The organism is Streptomyces sp. NPDC058812, assembly GCF_042744565.1.
Lineage (GTDB): Bacteria > Actinomycetota > Actinomycetes > Streptomycetales > Streptomycetaceae > Streptomyces > Streptomyces thinghirensis.
This window is the reverse complement of the sequence record NZ_JBHYOB010000013.1, coordinates 139,683-157,503: the sequence shown is the minus strand read 5'-3', so window position 1 is coordinate 157,503 and position 17,821 is coordinate 139,683. Positions and strand designations below refer to the sequence as shown.

The following is a 17,821-nucleotide window of genomic DNA, read 5'->3' as shown; positions in this document are numbered from 1 at the left end:
GCACCCCGGCCGGTACGTCGCGGGGCACCTCGGCGGGACGATCTGCCCGCAGGGCCGGTGTCCGACGGCGTGGTCGGAGCCGTCCGGGACCGGAAGGAGCCGTCAGCATGATCGAGTGGGTGCCCCTGGGCAGCGGTGCCAGGCCCGTTCCCCGGCCGGTCGCGGCTCCGCTTGTGTGGGTCGGGGCCTTCGGCGGCGCCCTCGCCCTGGTGGCCCTTCGCAACGGCACCGTGGGCTCGGGCCGCCCCGGACTCGCGCTGGCCGTGCTCTCCCTGCTGGCGGCCCTGCTCGGGCTCTGCGCCCGGTTCACGGCCGCCCCCGGGACCGCCGTCCTCTGCTGGGTGTCCCTCAACGGCTTCGCCATCCCGCCCGCCGGCACGCTGACGTGGGCCGCCCGGCGGGACGCGGTCTGGCTGGGCTGTCTGCTCGTCGCGGCCCTCGTCGGCACGGCACTGGCCCGCCTGGTCCATGCCCGGGCCGCCTACCGCCGACTGACCACGGCGACCGGACCCGACGCACCGGAGCCGGGCGCCGGAGCGCGCGACTTCTGACCGCGCGCGACCGCCGGTCGAGGCGGAGCCCCGCCGGTCGGGGGAGGACCCCGCCGGTCACCCGGCGAAGCCCTCCCCTCCGTCCCCGGGTCAGGCCGTGTGCAGGGTCAGCCCATAGCGGTTCAGGATCTCGTTGACGGGCTGGAACCAGGTCTCCCCGCCGCTGGAGCAGTTGCCCCAGCCGCCCGAGGTGACGCCCTGCGCCTGGTCGCCGCTGATGAAGGAGCCGCCCGAGTCGCCGCCCTCGGCGCAGACGCTGGTTTTCGTCATCTGGTGCACCGCGCCCTGGCTGTAGTTGACCGTCTCGTTCTTGGCCAGCACGGTGCCGCAGTGCCAGTGGGTGGTGGAGCCGGAGCGGCAGATCGAGGCGCCGACGGGTGCCTCGTTCGAGCCGCGCACCAGCTGGTCGGAGACCGTGCCCCAGCCGAGCACGACCGGCACCGTCCACCAGCCGCTGCCCACGCTGACCCAGGCGTAGTCGTTGCCCGGGAACGACGAGCCCTGGAACGTTCCGATGTGCGAGCCGTCCCAGCCGCGGACCGCCCCTCCCGCACCGCCGCAGTGCCCGGCGGTGACGAACCCGCCGTGCACCGAGAAGCCGATGGAGCAGCGGACGTTGCCGGTGTAGTACGGGTCGCCGCCGACCGTGCCCGCCGCGAAGGTCCGCGGGGCCGACGACACCGTGCGCACCGTGACCGGACCGGCCTCGCGGGCCCGGGTCACAAAGCGCTGGACATCGTTGTCAGCCCGTTTGCCCGCGACCACGTCGACGACCACCGCGTTGGCGGCCGGGTCGACGTGCCAGCTGCTGACGCCGGCGGGCGCGTCCAGGCGGTCGATGCGCGTCTTGGCGGCGTCGAGCTGCCGTGCGCTGTGTTCGACGGTGCGGACGTGCGCACCGGTGGCGCCGACGGCCCGGACCGTCGCGGGCGACGCCTCCGGGGTGACGGCCACGGTCAGTCGCCCGCGACCGGCGTCGAACCAGGAGCCGCCGAAGGCGTCCCCGGCGGCCCTGCGTGCCGTGGGCGCGAGGTCGGTGGCGCGGCGTTCGGCCGCGAGCCGGTCCTCGGCCTCGGCCCGGGTGAGGCCGAGGTCCCGCTGCATGGCGTCCAGAAGACCCGCGGAAGCGGCGGGGTCCTTGACGGAGTCGGTGGGGGAGTCGGCCGCCGAGGCGGGCAGCGTGCCGACGGCGGTGAGGCTGCCGAGCACGAGGAGGGTGGCCAGGCCGAGGTGCCTGAGTCTGCTGCGTCTCACGGGAGTTGCCCTTCGTCGTTCCAGCAAGGTGGGGGTGGAACAACCGCGGTCTGAGAGCGCTCTCATCGGGTTTGTTTCGAGCTTAGCCACCGTGCAAGGTCAGGTCCATGCCAATGCAGGGGCTTTCCGGGGAGCTTGTTCGCCGGGCGGTGGGGGATGGCATGGCGGGGGCGGAGGAGCCTGCCCCGGTTGGCCGGTCCCGGACGGGGCACTCAGTGCTGCGTCCTTGCAGTGACGGCTTCTGGATGTGGGAGGCACGCGTGGCGATTCGGCATCGGTTGATCCAGGCGAGCCCGGCGGCGGTGTGGGATGTCCTCGCGGACGGCGACCGGTACGTGGAGTGGGTGGTGGGCCCGTCGGCCGTCACCCCCAAGGCCGGGCAGTGGCCGCAGGTCGGCGCGACGATCGCCTACGAGGTGCGGCTCGGGCCGGCGCGACTGAACAACGAGTCGGTGGTCCGGCACTGTGTGGAGGGCTCCGTGCTGGAGCTGGAGGCGAAGGCGGGCAGGCTCGGCACGGCCCGGATCGCCATCGAGCTGCGTCCCTGGGGCGAGCAGTGCCTGGTGATCGTGGACGAACACCCACTGCGCGGCCCCGGCGGACTGCTGCACAACGTGGGTGTCGAGGCGCTGATCCAGGTGCGGCACCGTGCGATGCTCGCCCGGCTCGCGAATCTGTGCGAGTCCGAGGCCGGTGGAGAGTGCCGGCCGGACCAGGCGGAGTCGACCGGGTCCGTGGCCTTCGGACCCGGAGCCGGCCGTGCCTGACGCCGTCGTGATCGGGGCCGGCCCCAACGGGCTGGTGGCGGCGAACCTGCTGGCGGACGCCGGCTGGAGCGTGGAGGTCCTGGAGGAGCAGCCCGAGCCGGGCGGGGCGGTGCGCCACGACAGCGAGGTCGCCCCCGGCTTCGTCAACGACCTGTTCAGCTCCTTCTACCCGCTCGCCGCAGCTTCCCCGGTCCTCGCCGGACTGCGGTTGGAGGACCACGGGCTGCGCTGGGCGCACGCCCCCCACGTGCTGGCCCACCCCCTGACCGACGGCACGTGCGCCGTCCTCGACCGCGACGTCGGCACCACCGCCGCCTCCCTCGACGCCTTCGCGCCCGGGGACGGCGCCGCCTGGGACCGCCTGCACGAGGTGTGGGACCGATACCGGGCCGACATCCTGGACGCCCTCTTCACCCCCTTCCCCCCGGTCCGGGCCGGCGCCCGGCTGGCCCTGCGGCTGCGCGGCGGGGGCGGACTGCGGCTGGCGCGCACCCTGGTGCTGCCGGTGCGGCGCATGGGCGAGGAGGAGTTCCGCGGCGAGGGCGGCAAACTGCTCCTGGCCGGCAACGCCCTGCACGCCGACCTCGCGCCGGAGGCCGCCGGGAGCGGCGGTTTCGGCTGGCTGATGTCCATGCTCGGACAGACCTACGGCTTTCCCGTGCCGGTCGGCGGCGCCGGCGCCCTCACCGCGGCCCTGGTCCACCGGCTGCGGGCCCGGGGCGGCTCCCTGCGCTGCGGGCGGCGCGTCGAGCACGTCCTGGTGCGTGACCGGCGCGCGGTGGGTGTCCGCACGGCCGGCGGGGAGACGGTCGCCGCCCGGCGCGCCGTCCTCGCGGACGTGTCCGTGCCCGCCCTCTACGGCGATCTCGTCGCCCCCGAGGACCTGCCGGACCAAGTACTCGCCGATCTGCGGCGCTTCCAGTGGGACTTCGCCACCTTCAAGGTGGACTGGGCGCTGGACGGCCCCGTGCCCTGGCGGTGCGAGGACGCGGCGCGGGCCGGGACCGTCCATCTGGCGGACGGTCTCGACGAGCTGACCCGGTTCGCCGCCCAGATCGCCATGCGGCAGGTCCCCGACCGTCCCTTCGCGCTGTTCGGCCAGATGACGACCACGGACCCGACCCGTTCACCGCGCGGCACGGAGTCCGCCTGGGCCTACACCCACGTCCCCCACGACATCGGGGCCGACGCGGGCGAGGGGGGCATCACCGGCAGCTGGGACAGCGGGGAGCAGGAAATCATGGCCGACCGCGTCGAGCGCCAGGTGGAACGCTTCGCGCCCGGCTTCCGGTCACTGATCCGGGCCCGGCGCGTACTGGCCCCGCCGACGCTCCAGGACATGAACGCCAACCTGGAGGGCGGCGCCATCAACGGCGGCACCACGGCCCTTCACCAGCAACTCGTCTTCCGGCCCGTGCCCGGCACCGGACGGCCGGAGACCCCGGTGGCCGGCCTCTTCCTCGCCTCCGCGGGCGCCCATCCGGGCGGCGGGGTGCACGGGGCGCCGGGCGCCAACGCCGCGCGCGCCGCGCTGCGTCAGCACCGGTTCGCCGGGCTCGCGCGGGTACAGCGTGCCCTCACCCGACGCGACCGCACCGGCGACAAGCGGTGACCGGCCGTGTGCGACCGGCCGTGTGCGACCGGCCGCGTTCGACCGCCCACGTCTTCCCCGAGGAAGGGCCGACCGGTGACAGACAGCCCCCTCCACAACCGCACCGTCGTGGTGACCGGCGCCGCACGCGGACTGGGCGCCGCCCTGGCACGCGCGTGCGCCCGCCGAGGTGCCCGGATCGCGCTGCTCGGCCACGAGAAGTCGCTACTGGACGCCGTGGCGGCAGACCTGCCGACTCCGGCGTTCGCGGTCGAGGCCGACGTCACGGACCCCGCCGCGCTGGACGACGCGGCCGGTGAGGTCCGCGGGCGCCTGGGGCCGCCGTCGGTCGTGGTGGCGAACGCGGGCATCGCGGAAGGCGGCCCGTTCGCCACGTCGGACCCGGCCGAGTGGCGCCGCGTCGTCGACGTGAACCTGACCGGCAGCGCCCACACGGCCCGCGCGTTCCTGCCGGACCTGCTCCGCACCGCCGGATACCACCTGCAGATCGCCTCGCTGGCCTCGCTCGGCGCCGCCCCCATGATGAGCGCCTACTGCGCCTCCAAGGCGGGCGTGGAGGCCTTCACCCACTCACTGCGCGCCGAGGTGGCCCACCACGGGATCGCCGTGGGCATCGCCTACCTCAACTGGCTCGACACCGACATGATCCGCGACGCCGACCGGTACGCCGTCCTGCGCGAGTTGCGGGCACACATGCCGGCTCCGGCCCGCCGCACCTTCCCGGCGGACTACGCCGCCGACCGGCTGGTGCGCGCCGTGGAGCGCCGCCGCACCGCCGTGTACGTGCCCGGCTGGCTGCGCCTGGCACAGGTGGGGCGCACGGCCCTGCCGCCCGTGGTCCTGCGGCTGTCCCGCCGCGCACTGCCACGGCTGGAGGCCGAGGGCGCCATGGGCCCCACCGGTCCGCTCGGCGCGGGCGGGCGGGCCGACCGCGCGGTGGAGGAAACGGGGGGCGTAAAGCCGTAGGGGCTACGCGGTGCCGCCCCCGGGGCCGGTCCGTTGCGTGGCCCTTCCGGTGGGGCGACGCGCCGCTGGGCCCCGCGTATGTCAGCGCGCCCCGAACCGTCGCGCCACGGTACGCAGCAGTGCCGACCGTCCCTGGTCAGGCACCGTCCACAGCGTCTCCCCCCGTACGCCCCACCGCTCCAGCAGGGCGTTGGCGGCGAGGAAACCGGAGGTGGCGGCGCGTTCCATCAGGGCCACGGGCAGATCCGTACGGACCAGGTCCCCGGCGACGACGACGGCCGGGTCGGGGGTGCGGACCGTCGGACGGTCGCGGTAGCCGCCGACGGTGAACAGCGGGCAGTCCGCCCGCCACTCGTGCCGTGCGGCCACGACCCGGGCCTCGCGGGTCTCCGGGTACACCTGGTGCAACTGACCGACGAGGCGCTTCTCCTCGACCTCCCGGACGGCCGTCGAGGGCAGGGCGTAGGCGTGGAGTTCGACGACCGAACCTCCGGTGCGGGCGGCCCAGCGGCCCGCCTCGCCCTCCCACTGGGACAGCACACTGACATTGTCCAGCGAGCCGTAGCCGCTGGTGCCGAGGAAACCGGGCCTGCCGGACGCGACCGGACGGTCCAGCCACAGCCGGGAGACCAGGAACGGCGGAGCGGTCCGTAGCCGTGCCACCCGCCGGCGCCACCCGGCGTCACCGAGGTGCGGTGAACGGTCCACCACGCCCTTCAGACCGCCGGTGTCCAGAGCGAGCACGACGGCGTCGTACGGCCGGGCACCGGCGGCGTCCACCACCAGGTGACCGCCGGACGGGCCGGGCCGGACCGCCTCGACGGACGTGCTCGTCCGCACCTCGGCCCCGTGCCGCGTCAGTCGCTCCGCGAGCGGATCCCACAGCGCCCGCGGGAACGGCTCGCGGGGGACGTCGAACAGCAGACCCTCGCTGGAGCCGAGGAAGTAGATGTGGAACATCAGCGCCATCTCCGCGGCCGACAGCTCCCGCGGGTCCGCGAAGAAGCTGCGGGAGAACACCTCGAAGGCCAGATGCCGCGCGGCCGCGGGGAAGCCCACGGCGTCGAGGAAGTCGTGGGCGCTGAGGTCGTCCAGTTGTTCGTGGACGCGGCGCGTACGGACGTCGAGGAGCGGCAGGGCCGCGGCGGGCCGCATGGCCGGCAGGTCCCACAGACCGAAGCTGGGGCTCAGGGCGACGAAACCGAGGGCGCTGAACGGGGGAGTGCGCGGTACCCGGCGGAATCCGTCGCGCAGCCCGCTGCTGTGCCACAGCGGATAGTCCGGCAGACCGGTCAGCATTCCCAGCGCGGGGTCGGAACGGCGCAGCAGGCTCCGCAGGTTGTAGTACTGGCGGAAGAAGGCGTGGAAGCCCCGGCTCATCGTGGCGGGCGTGCCGTCGGGCAGGTCGACCGGCCAGCCGGCGACCCGGCCGCCGAGCACGGCCTCGCGTTCGTGGAGCACGACGCGTACCCCCCGTTCCGCCAGGGCGGTCGCCGCCGCCAGGCCCGCGATGCCGCCGCCGATCACCGCCACGGACGGCGGATCACCGGCCACCCGCCCCCGCCCGGCCCGGGGAGCGACGGCCACGGCGCGGCGATCCCGCCCCGGAGGCCGCACCCCACCGCCCCGGCTCACCAGGCACCGCCGGTCCGCGTGCCGCCCGTCCGCGCCCGGCCCGTCCCGGCCCCGCCCGTCCGCGCACCGCCTGCCTCCGCGCCGGCGCGGCTGCCGAGGAAGGTGTGGGTGATGCCCGTCTGCCAGCCGGGCAACGGGAGGACCCGGACCCGTTCGAACCCGGCCCGGCCCAACCGCGCCCCGAACGCCGGCGCGGTGTCGAACGCCACGACGCTGCGCCACAGGTGCCGGTAGAGGTCGCGGTCGCCCGTGGCCGTGCCCAGCGGCAGGACGACGCCCCGGCAGACCGCGGCCCACACCAGACGGTCCACGCGCCGCCCGCCGAGCGCGTACTCGTGCACCGCCAGCCTGCCGCCGGGAGCCAGCAGCCGGTGCACCGTGCGCAGGACGGCGTCGGGATCGGTCACGTTGCGGAAGAGGTAGGCGGCGAGCACCGCGTCGAAGGGCCCGTGCACCTCGGCCCGGTGAAGTTCCTCCGCCGGGGCGTGTACGAAGCGCACTCGCGACGGCCAGTGCTTGGCCCGGGCCCGGTCCAGCATGCCCGCCGAGGCGTCCACCCCGACGATCTCCGCGGCGGGGAAGGCCGCGGCCAGCGCCGCCGTCGACGCGCCAGTGCCACAGCCCAGGTCCAGCACCCGGCGTCCGGCGCCGCCGTCCGCGAGGCCGAGCCGGCGGGCGGAGCGGCGCAACTGCGCGTGGTAGCCCGGGTTGAGCGCGACCAGGCGGTCGTAGCGGTCGGCGCCATGGTCGAAGGCGGCGGTCAGCGCGGCGTCGCGCAGCAAGGACGACATCGGGACTCCCGGGGCAGGTGGCTCACGGAACGGGTGGTGCTCGCGGAACGTGTGGTGCTCACGGACGGGTGGTGCTCACGGGGCGGTTGGCGCACACGGACGAGTGGTGCTCACGGACGTGTGGTGCTTACGGAACGGTGGTGCTCACGGACGGGTGGCGCTCGCGGAACGGTGGTGCTCACGGACGGGTGGCGCTCGCGGGCGGTGGCGTTCACGGAACGGTGGCGTTCACGGAACGGGGGGTGCTCCCGGGCGGATTGCTCTCGGGCCGGGACCCGCCGGCAGGTTGTGCGCGGACGGGTCGCGTACGGACGGGTCCCGCTCAACGGACGGAGGTGTGGCGGCGCGGCAGCCACGGCAGCTCGGCCGCCGTGCGCAGCATCGGCAGGGCGGGGGTGCGCACCCCGACCGCGAGGTCCTCGTACAGCCGGGACCGACCGTCGAGGAAGCGCAGCAGCCGGCCGGCGGGTACGCGGTCGAACAGCCGGAAGAAGAAGTCGGGGCCGTCCACCCGGCCGGTGTCCAGCGCGCGCAGCAGCACCGCGTCCATCAGCCGGGCGCGCACCGGGTGCGGGGGCGGCGGTACCGGGCGGCGGCCCGCGCGCACGGCGCGGGCGACGGCGTCGGACTGCCGCTGCACGGCGGCGAACGTGTAGCCGGTGGACGCGCGCGTCGCCCCGCCCGCCACCCCGATCCGGAAAACGGCACCGGAGCCCTCCGCCCGCCGCTCGAACACGGCGTCGGTCATCGGGATCACCCCCTGCTCAGTCGACAGGACCTCCGTGGCACCGGTCCGCAGGACGCGGCGCGTGTAGTCCTCCAGGGCGCTGTCGTACGCGGCGGACGTCAGTGGCGCCGGGCCGAACTCGGTGTACTCGACCAGCGCGGTGTGCCGCCCGGTCGGGAGCACGTAGCCGAAGGACAGGCCGCGCTCCGGCTGCCTGGTGCGGAAGTCCATCAGGTCGACCACCGCCGGGTCGAAGACCGGCCGCTCGGTGCGGACGAACCAGCCGCGGAAGTGCTGGAGGAGGCGGGTGCGGGCGGGCGGCAGGCGGTCGGGCGGGCGGGAGTCGAAGACCCAGCGGGCGCGCAGGCCGACGCCGGCCCCGGCGGCGTCCGTGGCTGGCACCCAGGCGGTCCCGTCCGGCAGGGTGGTCACCGTGCCGACGGTGGCCTCCAGACGCCGAAGCCCGTTCCGTTCCTTCAGGTCACGGTCCACCAGCGCCTCGAAGTCGTCCGAGCGGATCATCTTGTAGCGGGCCGGCGCGATGTGCCGCAGGACCACCGCCCCGTCCCGGCTCCGCACCCGCAGCCACTCCCACGACGCCGTCGTCGCCGGGTCGAAGCGGCCGGGGCCCGATTCCCAGAAGCACCAGGTGCGCCGCGGTGCCCGCAGCGGGCCGGGCGGCGGATCGATCAGGACGACGGAGGGCGCCGCGCCGTGCGGTGAGTGAGCCGGGAGCCGGTGCGCCAGGGAGAGACCTGCCGCCCCGGCACCGACGACGACGATGTCCGCCTCGACCACGGCCACCTCCTTCCGCCTGTACGAAGAGCGTGCGACGGCTCGGTTCCGGCGGAGTATTCCGTCCCCGTGCCGCCCTTGGACGCACGGCGCGCTGGTCGGCCCGGGGCGGGTGCCCGCCGGGCGGGTGACTGCCGGACGGGAACGGGCCCCTTCGGCGTCGTGCCGGCAGCGAAGGGGGAAGGCATGACGCCGAGTCACCCCGCCGCGACCGACGCCGGACGGTGCATCCACCGAGCGCCGCCCGGTCGAAGTAGCCGCAGCGGCCGACGTACCCGACACGGCTCAGCGCCGCAGCCGACGACGAGAGGACCCGGGATGCGCCCCAGCACGGCCGACGACGGCCGGGAAAAGCCGCGGGACCTGCCGCACGCGGCCAAGGGCCCGCGATGACGCGGACGGTGACCGGTCGCACCGACCACGTCGTGGTCGTCGGTGCGGGGCTCGCGGGCCTGTCGGCCGCCCTGCACCTGCTGGGCTCCGGACGGCGGGTGACGGTCGTGGAACGCGACCCGCTGCCCGGCGGCCGTGCCGGACGGCGCGAGTTCGGCGGTTACCGCCTCGACACGGGCCCGACCGTACTGACGATGCCCCATCTGGCCGACGAGGCGTTCGCCGCCGTCGGCGACCGGCTTGCCGACCGCGTCGAACTCCTACCCCTGCACCCCGCCTACCGGGCGTGCTTCGCCGACGGCGGCACCCTGGACGTCCACACCGACGCCGCCGCCATGGAGGCGGAGGTGGAGCGGTTCGCCGGGGCGCGGGAGGCGGCCGGATACCGGCGGCTGCGCGCCTGGCTCCAGCGGTTGTACGCCGTGCAGATGCGCCGGTTCATCGACGCCAACTTCGACTCCCCGCTCGGCCTGCTCACGCCCGACCTGGCCAGACTCGCCGCCCTCGGCGGCTTCGGCAGGCTGGACGCGCGCATCGGACGCTTCCTGACGGACGAACGGCTGAAACGGGTCTTCTCCTTCCAGGCCCTGTACGCCGGTGTCGCCCCGGCCCGCGCGCTGGCCGCCTACGCCGTCATCGCCTACATGGACACCGTGGCCGGCGTCTACTTCCCCCGCGGAGGCATGCACGCCCTGCCCCGGGCCATGGCGGACGCCGCCGCCGACGCCGGTGCCGACCTGCGCCTCGGACAGGACGTCACCCGCCTGGAACGGTCCGGAAACCGGGTCACCGCCGTCGTCACCGCTCACGAACGCATCCCCTGCGACGCCGTCGTCCTCACCCCCGACCTGCCCGTCGTCCACCGGCTGCTGGGCCGCCGCCCGCGCCGCCCGGTCGGGCTGCGGCACGCGCCCTCCGCCGTCGTCCTGCACGCCGGCACCACCCGTACCTGGCCGCACCTCGCCCACCACACGCTCTCCTTCGGCGCCGCGTGGCGCCGGACCTTCGACGAACTGACCCGGACCGGCACCCTGATGACCGACCCGTCGCTGCTGATCACCCGCCCCACCGCCGGGGACCCCACCCTGGCCCCCGAGGGACGTCACCTCCACTACGTCCTCGCGCCCTGCCCCAACACCGACATCGGCCCGGGCGCCCGGGCCTGGACCGACCTCGCGCCCCGTTACCGCGACCGTCTGCTCACCACCCTGGAACACCGGGGACTGACCGGCTTCGCCGCCGCCATCGAGGAGGAATGCCTGGTGACACCCGCCGACTGGACCGCCCAGGGGCATGCCGCGGGCACGCCGTTCTCCGTTGCCCACACCTTCGCCCAGACGGGTCCCTTCCGTCCCCGCAACCTCGTGCGCGGCACGGACAACGCGGTCCTCGCGGGCTGCGGCACCACCCCCGGGGTGGGCGTGCCGACCGTGCTGATCTCCGGGAAGCTGGCCGCCGCCCGCATCACCGGCACACCGGCACGACGTACGGCGACGAAGGGCGGGCGCCGATGACCCGCCGTGAACTGGACGCGGCGGGCATCACCGACCCGGCGCTGCGCGCCGCCTACACCCGGTGCCGGCACCTCAACGCCCGGCACGGGCGCACCTACTTCCTGGCGACCCGCCTCCTGCCCGCCGACCGCAGGCCGGCCGTGCACGCCCTGTACGGATTCGCGCGGTGGGCGGACGACATCGTCGACGACATGGGGGCCCGGGCGACGACCGCCGAACGCGCGGCGACCCTCACCCGGCTCGAGGAGCGGCTGCGGCAGGCGCTGACCGATGCCGGGCCCGCCGTCGAACCCGTGGTGGCCGCCCTGGCCGACACAGCCGCCCGGTACGCCATCGACCCGGCGCACTTCACCGACTTCATGGCCTCCATGCGCAGCGACCTCACGGTCACCGACTACGCCACCTACGACGACCTGCGCGCCTACATGCACGGCTCGGCCGCCGTCATCGGCCTGCAGATGCTCCCCGTGCTCGGCACCGTGACCGCCCGCGCCCGGGCCGCGCCGCACGCCGCCGCGCTGGGCGTCGCCTTCCAGCTGACCAACTTCCTGCGGGACGTGGGCGAGGACCTGGACCGGGGGCGGATCTACCTCCCGGCGGACCTGCTGGCCGCGCACGGCGTCCAGCGCGACCTGCTGCTGTGGAGCAGGCGCACCGGCCGCCACGACCCCCGCATCACCGCCGCGCTGCGGGCCGCCGACGACCTCACCCGCGCCGTCTACCGCGAGGCCGCACCCGGGCTGGCGATGCTGGACCCGGTCTCGCGCCCCTGCATCCGTACCGCGTACGTCCTCTACCGCGGCATCCTCGACGCCATCGCGGACGGCGGGTACGCGGTACTGCACCGGCGCGCGGTGGTGCGCCGCCGCCGTCGCGCGACCGTGGCCGCCGACGGCCTCGTACGAGTGCTGTCCGCCCGGCTGAGGGCGCGGGGCGGCGCCGCTCGCGGGGCGCCGCCGATGCCGTGCCGGAGCGACGGCTGCTCCGTGAAGGAGGCCGGATGAGGCACGACCCCAGCCCCCGCCGGGGCCGCTTTCCCCTACGGCTGCGCCGCCGCCCCGTCCCCTGGCAGAAGCAGCGGCCGACCTGGCGCGAGGCCCGCCCCGCCCTCATCGCCGCGGCTCTCGAGCGCGCCCGGGCACGCCCCTCGGGCAACTGGTACGTCCTCGGCGCGAGTACGGAGGTGCGGTCCACCCGCCCGCTGTCCGGCACGGTCGCCGGCGTCGAGGTCGTCGTCTGGCGCGACGCGCACGGGCGTCTGGTGGGCGGACCCGGCGCGTGTCCCCACCTCGGCGCCCCGCTGGCCGACAGTCCGGTGCGGTGCGGCACGCTGGTGTGCCACTGGCACGGACTGGCCCTGGACGGTGCCGCGTTCGCCGGCTGGGAGCCGCTGCCGGTGCACGACGACGGCGTACTGGTGTGGGTGCGGCTGGACGCGGTGGGGGAGGAGACGCCGACGGTCGCGCCGTTCGTACCCGGCAGGCCACCGTTGGCGACGGCGCTGACGTCCGTCTGGCGCGGCGTCGGGATCTGCGAACCCGAGGACGTCGTCGCCAACCGGCTCGACCCGTGGCACGGTGCCTGGTTCCACCCGTACTCCTTCGTGGACCTCACCGTCGTCGAGACGCCCGGCGAGACATCCGGCGAAACCGCGGGCGTCGGCGAGGACGACGACCGCTTCGTCGTGGACGTGTCCTTCCGGCTCACCGGCCGGCTCGTCGTGCCCGTACGGGCCGAGTTCACCGCTCCGGAGCCCCGTACCGTCGTCATGCGCATCACCGACGGCGAGGGCACCGGGTCCGTCGTGGAGAGCCATGCCACGCCGCTGGGTCCGGACGGGGGCGGCCGACCGCGCACCGCGGTCGTCGAGGCGGTGCTGGCCACCTCGGACCGGCCGGGCTTCCCCGTGGCCCGCCGCCTGGCACCGGCCCTGCGCCCGCTGATGCGCGCCGCCGCCGGCCGTCTGTGGCGCGACGACCTCGCCTACGCCGAACGCCGCGGACACCTGCGCGAGCGCGGCCAGTTCCCCGGCTGAACGGAGCAGCACCGGCATGCAGACCTTCCTCCCCCACCCCGGCTTCCGGGAGTCGGCGCTGGCCCTGGACCGCCGCCGGCTGGGCAAACAGCGGGTCGAGGCGCTCCAGGTGCTGCGCGGCCTGACCGTGCCCGGCTACGGCTGGCGCCGGCATCCGGCGGTGCGGATGTGGACGGGTTACGAGGAGGCCCTCGTCCGGTACGGCCTGGAGGTCTGCCGGGTCTGGCGCGAGCAGGGTCACCAGGACAGCTGCGCCGCCTCGCTCGTCGCCGGGCTCGCCGTGAGCCGTCCGCACGAGCCGGTGCGGGACCAGCCGGAGCTGGCGGACGCCGGGGAACTGCCGCCCTGGCTCGGGGACGAGGCCTTCCACCGCAGCCACCGGTCGGCGCTGGTGCGCAAGGAGCCGGAGGTCTACGCCGAGCTGTTTCCCGGGGTCCCGGACGACCTGCCCTATGTGTGGCCGGCCTCGGACCGGGAGCGCGGGGAGACGGGGAGCGGTGCCCAGTAGGGTCAGGCCTGCTGCTCGCCGGCCAGTTCCTTCATGTCGACGGTCTGGTCGGCCGGCGGCTGCTCGGGGCTCACCGGCTTGTTGTAGTCGCTGAAGGTGACGCTGCCCGGGTTCTTGCCGCCCTCGGTCGTGGTCTTCAGGATGTACGGCTCGCCCTCCGTGGCGACGTACAGGGCGAGGGTCTCCCCGGCCGAGCCCTTCTTCGTGAGCTTCAGGGCCTCCTCGCCGCCCACCTCCGTCGTGTCGCCGCGCTTCATGCCCTGGCGCTCGGACTTGTCCTCGTCCATGGCGGAGATGAAGCCCTGCTTGTCGCAGACACCGGTGGTCGTGGCGTCGTTCGCCGGCATCTTCACCCACTTGTCCCGCAGCTTCGGGATCATCTTCTGCGCCGCGTCGGGCTGCTGCTTCAGGGCGCTGCGCCAGTACTGCTCGTCGCCGCGCAGGTAGAGGGTCGCTTCGGTGTGCCGCACATCGGCCGTGGACTCGCCGGTGCCGATGGTGCCCTGGCAGTTCTTCTCCTGGTCGACCGAGACGTCGATGGTGACGGTGCCGCCGTCCTCCAGACGGTTGTCGCCCTTCACGTGCATGGACTTGGCCTGCCGCGTGGCCTCGACCGCCTTCGCGGCGATGTCGTCGGCGCTCTGCCCCTCGAACGGCTTGCTCTCGCCACCGGAATCGCCGCCGCAGCCGGCCAGTAAGGCGACCGAGACGCTCGCGGTCGCCACAGCGGTTGCCACTTTGCTGGTGCGCACTGGAAGTCCTTTCACATGTCTGTTCATTCCCGTCAAATCCCTTACTGTCCCGATGTGTTGGCACCGGGACGTTCCGACTACCCCGGATTTCCGCGACATGCACGTGATGAAGAAGCCGTGATGCCCGTGTGAGGGCGGTCGCCGCCGATTGGTCCCCGATGGTGCCCGTCGAGTGGACCCCGTGACGGACCGCCGCGCTTTCTAGCGTCGTGGTCATGAACGCCACCACCACGCGCGGAGCCCTGCTCGCCGCGTTCGCCTGTGTCCTCGTCGGAGGGTCCTTCACCGCCAACAGCCTGCTCGGCGACTACCCGTACGCGGGCGGTCAGTTCCTGCGCTACGGCCTGGCCTTCCTGCTTCTCGTCCCGCTCGCCGGCCCCGGCGCGACGACCCGGCTGCGCACGCTGGGAGCCGGCCGGTGGCTGCGCCTCGCCCTGCTCGCCGCCGTCGGCATGGTCGGCTTCAACCTGGCCGTCCTCGCCGCGGAACGCACGGCGGAACCGGCGGTCCCCGGCGTCTTCGTGGGCTGCGCTCCCGTGGTGGTCGCCGTCCTCGTCCCCCTCCTGGACGGGCGCCGGCCGCAGCGCGTCGTGCTGTACGGGGCGTTGTTCGTGGCCGTGGGCGCCTTCACGGTCCAGGGGTGGGGGCGCACCGACGGCGCGGGCATCGCCTTCTCCGTGTGCGCCCTGGTCGGCGAGGTCGGTTTCGCCGTCCTCGCGGTGCCCGTACTGCGGCCCCTGGGCCCCCGGCTGCTGTCCACCGTGGTGTGCGGTGTGGCCGCCGTCGAGTCGGCGTTGGCGGGTGTCCTGGCCGACGGTGGCGGATGGCTGCGGCGGCCGGACGCGGTCGAGGCCGGTGCGCTCCTGTGGCAGGCGACGGTGGTCACCGTCGTCGGGTTCGTGTGCTGGTACATGGGCATGCGGCGGATCGGGGCGGAGCGCGCCACGTTGTTCTCCGGCCTGATCCCCGTCGCCGCCGCCTGCACGGCACCGCTCGTCGGCACGGGCTCCTACGGCGCCGCGCAGGCCGTGGGCAGCGCCCTGGTCTGCGCGGGGGTCGCCGTGGGGTCGGGCGCCGCGTCGCTGGGGTTCGCCCGCCGGGGCCGCGTGCCGGGCACGCGTCAGCGGACCTCGGAGCGCTCCTTGGAGAAGCTGTAGAGGTCCTTCGAGGTGCTGATGAACTCCCGCCGCTCCTGACTTCGCCTGAGCGAATTCTGCGCCGCGATGATCGTTCGGCGCATGCCGGGGCTGCTGCCCGGGTTCACGCGGGTCACGCACACAGGGCCCCCGGCGGACGTCCGCCGGGGGCCCTGTGTGCGTGACCGTCAGGGCTCAGGGCTGTACGGGCATGCTCCAGCAGTTGGAGCCGGCCGGCTTCCCCGAGAGGCGGTCGGTGAGCCAGGAGATGGCCTTGCCCTGGTCGGCGAGCAGCGGGGCGAAGTGGTTGAGCAGGCCACTGCCGACACCGGGCAGCAGGACCGCGTCGTAGGTGACCTTCGCGCCCTTGCGGCACCAGTCGACGGCCAGTCGGCGGGACTGCTCGTGGGGGACCAGGTCGTCGCTGACGCCCGTGGCCACGCGCACCGGGCTGTCGGGCCTGAGCGAGCCGATGCGCTGTTCGGCCAGGAAGGCCTGGAGCGTCGGCTCTGCCCGGATGATGTCGCTGATCGACTGCCCGGTCTCCGTCCAGTCGGTGCTGTCGGCCCCTCCGTACCCGAACAGCGCGTCGCCGACGCACATGGTCGACAGGTCCTTGAGCGCCTCCTCGCCGGCCGTGTTGATGTACCGGTCGGCGATGGGCCGCAGGGCCGGCTCGGTCTGCAGGAAGCCGTTGAGCGACCAGCCCAGCGCGCCCGCCAGGTCTCCGCCGTCGATGGCCTCGGTCACCTCGGTCAGGTCGGCGGGCGGAGCGCCCGCGTAGGTGCCCGCCAGCTCGACGTCCGGGGCGTAGGACGGCTGGAGCTCGGCCGCGGCGGCCGTCGCCCCGCCGCCCTGGCTGTACCCGAAGAGGCCGACCCGTGAGTCGGTGGTGACCGACGCCGAGTCGAGGGAGCGTGCGGCGCGTACGGCGTCCAGTACGGCGTGGGCTCCGTCGACGCGGTTGACGTAGGTGTGCAGCCGGTCGGTGGTGCCGAGGCCGACGTAGTCGGTGACGACGACCGCGACGCCGCGCAGCAGCAGCCGGTAGATCGACAGGTCCTCGTAACCCACCGACACGGTCTCGCCGTTGAGCAGCAGCGGGTGCTCCAGGGCCATCGAGGCGGCGCACTGGTCACCCTGTCCCATGGTGCCGGGTGCCACGGCGACCAGGGGGCGCGGTCCGTCGCCGCGCCACTTCGCGGCCGGCTCGATGTAGGCGCCGGTCACGGCGACCGGTTCGCCGTTCGCGTCGGTGGACTTGTACATCAGCCGGGTCGCCCGCCCCGGCAGGGGGCCGTCGAGGCTGGGCAGGCTCAGCGCGAGGTGCAGCGGTTCGCTGCGGACCAGCGCGCCGTCGGCGTCGGGCAGCGTGGACGGCGGGGTGTAGAAGGCGGGTATCTCGACGCCGCGGGACACCTCGGTGGCCGCGGCGGTGCCCGATCCGTCGGCAGCGGCGGCCGGGACGGCCTGCGCACCGAGGGCGAGCGCGACCGTGACGGCCGCGGCGAGCGTGCGTGGGCGTGGGGGCATGGCGAACCTCCTGGGGAAGGACCGGAACCGGTCGTCCGCGGCCCGGTGGGGGTCAGGGCCGTGGTCGCGCTGCTCCTGTGGGGTGACGGGACCGTAACCGGCCAGGAGTTACCACGGGTAGCGCCATGCTTATTACGGTTCAGTAACTTGACGGTTTGTCTAACAACGGTCACGACGCGAACCAGGACGTGCCCGACTTGTCGACGGGAACCGTCAGGACCCGCCGCTCCCTCGGACAGCGGGCCAGGCGCCCCGGTCGGCCAGCCGGAGCACCAGCGCCGCGATGTTCCAGGCATCGTCCACGCCCCGGTGGTGCCGCCCCTCCAGCGGCAGCCCGGCGAGTTCGAGAGCCCGCGCCATGCCGGGCCTCCGGCGCAGCCCGTGGGCGTCGGTGAAGGCCGCCTTGGCGTTGGTGTGCGTGCGCTCGGCGGGGTGGCCGAAGGGATGGGGGACCCCGTCCGCGGCACACTGGCGGACGAATTGGCGCCGGTCGTAGTCGCCCCAGCTCGCCCAGGGCCGGACGCCCGCGCCGTGCTCCCGCACCAGCGTGGCGCAGGCTCGGGCGAAACTCACGCCCTGGTCGGCCTCGGCCTGGGTGATGCCGGTGAGTTCGGTGCAGAACGCGCTGACCCGGGAGCGGGCGGGCCGCACCAGGATGCGGTGCCGGCTCACGCGCTCCCGGGCGCCGAGGTCGACCACGGCGAGCCCGATCTCGATGACCTCGCTCACCGCGCCGGGCGGCGGCTGCCCCTCCCAGCAGGTGGCCTCCAGGTCGATGACGTTCAGCAGGCCCTCGCGGCCCCCGTCCGCGGTGCGTCGGTCCACCCCGGCACCGTACGAGGGCACACGATC

Annotated in this window: 17 protein-coding genes; 9 read left to right on the top strand and 8 right to left on the bottom strand. The window is 74.7% G+C overall.

The genetic code is table 11. The features are described from left to right. Window positions 1–107: 107 nt before the first annotated feature. A complete protein-coding gene (locus ACFW48_RS25785) occupies window positions 108–551 on the top strand; it encodes a hypothetical protein (RefSeq protein WP_386318289.1) in 444 nt (147 codons plus the stop codon). A 90-nt stretch (window positions 552–641) separates the two neighbouring features. Here ACFW48_RS25785 and ACFW48_RS25780 read toward each other — a convergent pair whose 3' ends face one another. Then, the gene (locus ACFW48_RS25780) at window positions 642–1,805 is read right to left on the bottom strand and encodes a S1 family peptidase (protein ID WP_383558439.1); all 1,164 of its coding nucleotides are present in this window, start codon (window positions 1,803–1,805) and stop codon (window positions 642–644) included. A gap of 260 nt (window positions 1,806–2,065) precedes the next feature. Between ACFW48_RS25780 and ACFW48_RS25775 the strand changes: the two genes are divergently transcribed. The 3 genes from ACFW48_RS25775 (at window position 2,066) to ACFW48_RS25765 (ending at window position 5,150) form a co-directional block, all read left to right on the top strand. Next, a complete protein-coding gene (locus ACFW48_RS25775; protein ID WP_386318288.1) occupies window positions 2,066–2,572 on the top strand; it encodes an SRPBCC family protein in 507 nt (168 codons plus the stop codon). Continuing rightward, window positions 2,565–4,184 carry a phytoene desaturase family protein gene (locus ACFW48_RS25770; RefSeq protein WP_386318286.1) on the top strand — a complete coding sequence of 540 codons (1,620 nt, stop codon included), beginning with the start codon at window positions 2,565–2,567 and terminating at the stop codon, window positions 4,182–4,184. The genes ACFW48_RS25775 and ACFW48_RS25770 overlap by 8 nt, the downstream gene beginning before the upstream one ends. Before the next feature lie 75 nt (window positions 4,185–4,259). Next, entirely contained in the window at window positions 4,260–5,150 is an 891-nt protein-coding gene (locus ACFW48_RS25765; protein ID WP_386318284.1) for an SDR family oxidoreductase, read from the top strand. An 81-nt stretch (window positions 5,151–5,231) separates the two neighbouring features. Here the strand turns inward: ACFW48_RS25765 and ACFW48_RS25760 are convergent, their stop codons facing one another. The 3 genes from ACFW48_RS25760 to ACFW48_RS25750 form a co-directional block, all read right to left on the bottom strand. Next, window positions 5,232–6,737, bottom strand: coding sequence for an FAD-dependent oxidoreductase (locus ACFW48_RS25760; protein WP_386318282.1), 1,506 nt, complete (start codon window positions 6,735–6,737; stop codon window positions 5,232–5,234). A gap of 44 nt (window positions 6,738–6,781) precedes the next feature. Beyond that, window positions 6,782–7,576 (bottom strand): methyltransferase domain-containing protein, encoded by a 795-nt coding sequence (locus ACFW48_RS25755; RefSeq protein WP_386318280.1) that lies wholly within the window; start codon window positions 7,574–7,576, stop codon window positions 6,782–6,784. 322 nt (window positions 7,577–7,898) lie between these two features. Beyond that, entirely contained in the window at window positions 7,899–9,101 is a 1,203-nt protein-coding gene (locus ACFW48_RS25750) for a lycopene cyclase family protein (RefSeq protein WP_386318278.1), read from the bottom strand. 386 nt (window positions 9,102–9,487) lie between these two features. Here ACFW48_RS25750 and crtI point away from each other — a divergent pair, with 386 nt between their 5' ends. From crtI to ACFW48_RS25730, 4 genes are read left to right on the top strand one after another with little or no spacing between them, the layout of a single operon-like run. Beyond that, window positions 9,488–11,005, top strand: a complete 1,518-nt coding sequence (crtI, locus tag ACFW48_RS25745) for a phytoene desaturase family protein (protein ID WP_386318276.1) — start codon at window positions 9,488–9,490, stop codon at window positions 11,003–11,005. Further along, window positions 11,002–12,009: a phytoene/squalene synthase family protein gene (locus ACFW48_RS25740; protein ID WP_386318274.1), complete on the top strand. Its 1,008-nt coding sequence runs from the start codon at window positions 11,002–11,004 to the stop codon at window positions 12,007–12,009. The genes crtI and ACFW48_RS25740 overlap by 4 nt, the downstream gene beginning before the upstream one ends. Then, the gene (locus ACFW48_RS25735; RefSeq protein ID WP_386318273.1) at window positions 12,006–13,040 is read left to right on the top strand and encodes a DUF5914 domain-containing protein; all 1,035 of its coding nucleotides are present in this window, start codon (window positions 12,006–12,008) and stop codon (window positions 13,038–13,040) included. Before ACFW48_RS25740 ends, ACFW48_RS25735 begins: the two co-directional genes overlap by 4 nt. A gap of 16 nt (window positions 13,041–13,056) precedes the next feature. Beyond that, entirely contained in the window at window positions 13,057–13,548 is a 492-nt protein-coding gene (locus ACFW48_RS25730; protein ID WP_386318271.1) for an MSMEG_6728 family protein, read from the top strand. 2 nt (window positions 13,549–13,550) lie between these two features. Here ACFW48_RS25730 and ACFW48_RS25725 read toward each other — a convergent pair whose 3' ends face one another. Further along, a complete protein-coding gene (locus tag ACFW48_RS25725; protein ID WP_386318269.1) occupies window positions 13,551–14,300 on the bottom strand; it encodes a hypothetical protein in 750 nt (249 codons plus the stop codon). Between the two features lie 215 nt (window positions 14,301–14,515). On the opposite strand from ACFW48_RS25725, the gene ACFW48_RS25720 reads away from it, so the two are divergent. Then, window positions 14,516–15,457, top strand: a complete 942-nt coding sequence (locus ACFW48_RS25720; protein ID WP_386318267.1) for a DMT family transporter — start codon at window positions 14,516–14,518, stop codon at window positions 15,455–15,457. On the opposite strand, the gene ACFW48_RS25715 is transcribed toward ACFW48_RS25720, so the two are convergent. The 3 genes from ACFW48_RS25715 to ACFW48_RS25705 all read right to left on the bottom strand — a co-directional run bounded on the left by ACFW48_RS25715 (window position 15,421) and on the right by ACFW48_RS25705 (window position 17,794). After that, window positions 15,421–15,573, bottom strand: coding sequence for a hypothetical protein (locus ACFW48_RS25715; protein ID WP_386318265.1), 153 nt, complete (start codon window positions 15,571–15,573; stop codon window positions 15,421–15,423). The two genes, ACFW48_RS25720 and ACFW48_RS25715, sit on opposite strands and share 37 nt — an antisense overlap. Window positions 15,574–15,631: 58 nt before the next feature. Next, entirely contained in the window at window positions 15,632–16,969 is a 1,338-nt protein-coding gene (locus tag ACFW48_RS25710) for a lipase family protein (protein ID WP_386318263.1), read from the bottom strand. 213 nt (window positions 16,970–17,182) lie between these two features. Continuing rightward, window positions 17,183–17,794 (bottom strand): exonuclease domain-containing protein, encoded by a 612-nt coding sequence (locus ACFW48_RS25705; RefSeq protein ID WP_386318261.1) that lies wholly within the window; start codon window positions 17,792–17,794, stop codon window positions 17,183–17,185. Window positions 17,795–17,821: the final 27 nt, after the last annotated feature.

Excerpts from the sequence above, each read along its gene's own strand:
- ACFW48_RS25755 (WP_386318280.1), bottom strand. The coding sequence starts at position 7,576 with ATGTCGTCCTTGCTGCGCGACGCCGCGCTGACCGCCGCCTTCGACCAT.
- ACFW48_RS25785 (WP_386318289.1), top strand. The coding sequence starts at position 108 with ATGATCGAGTGGGTGCCCCTGGGCAGCGGTGCCAGGCCCGTTCCCCGG.
- ACFW48_RS25720 (WP_386318267.1), top strand. The coding sequence starts at position 14,516 with ATGAACGCCACCACCACGCGCGGAGCCCTGCTCGCCGCGTTCGCCTGT.
- crtI (WP_386318276.1), top strand. The coding sequence starts at position 9,488 with ATGACGCGGACGGTGACCGGTCGCACCGACCACGTCGTGGTCGTCGGT.
- ACFW48_RS25740 (WP_386318274.1), top strand. The coding sequence starts at position 11,002 with ATGACCCGCCGTGAACTGGACGCGGCGGGCATCACCGACCCGGCGCTG.
- ACFW48_RS25710 (WP_386318263.1), bottom strand. The coding sequence starts at position 16,969 with ATGCCCCCACGCCCACGCACGCTCGCCGCGGCCGTCACGGTCGCGCTC.
- ACFW48_RS25730 (WP_386318271.1), top strand. The coding sequence starts at position 13,057 with ATGCAGACCTTCCTCCCCCACCCCGGCTTCCGGGAGTCGGCGCTGGCC.
- ACFW48_RS25735 (WP_386318273.1), top strand. The coding sequence starts at position 12,006 with ATGAGGCACGACCCCAGCCCCCGCCGGGGCCGCTTTCCCCTACGGCTG.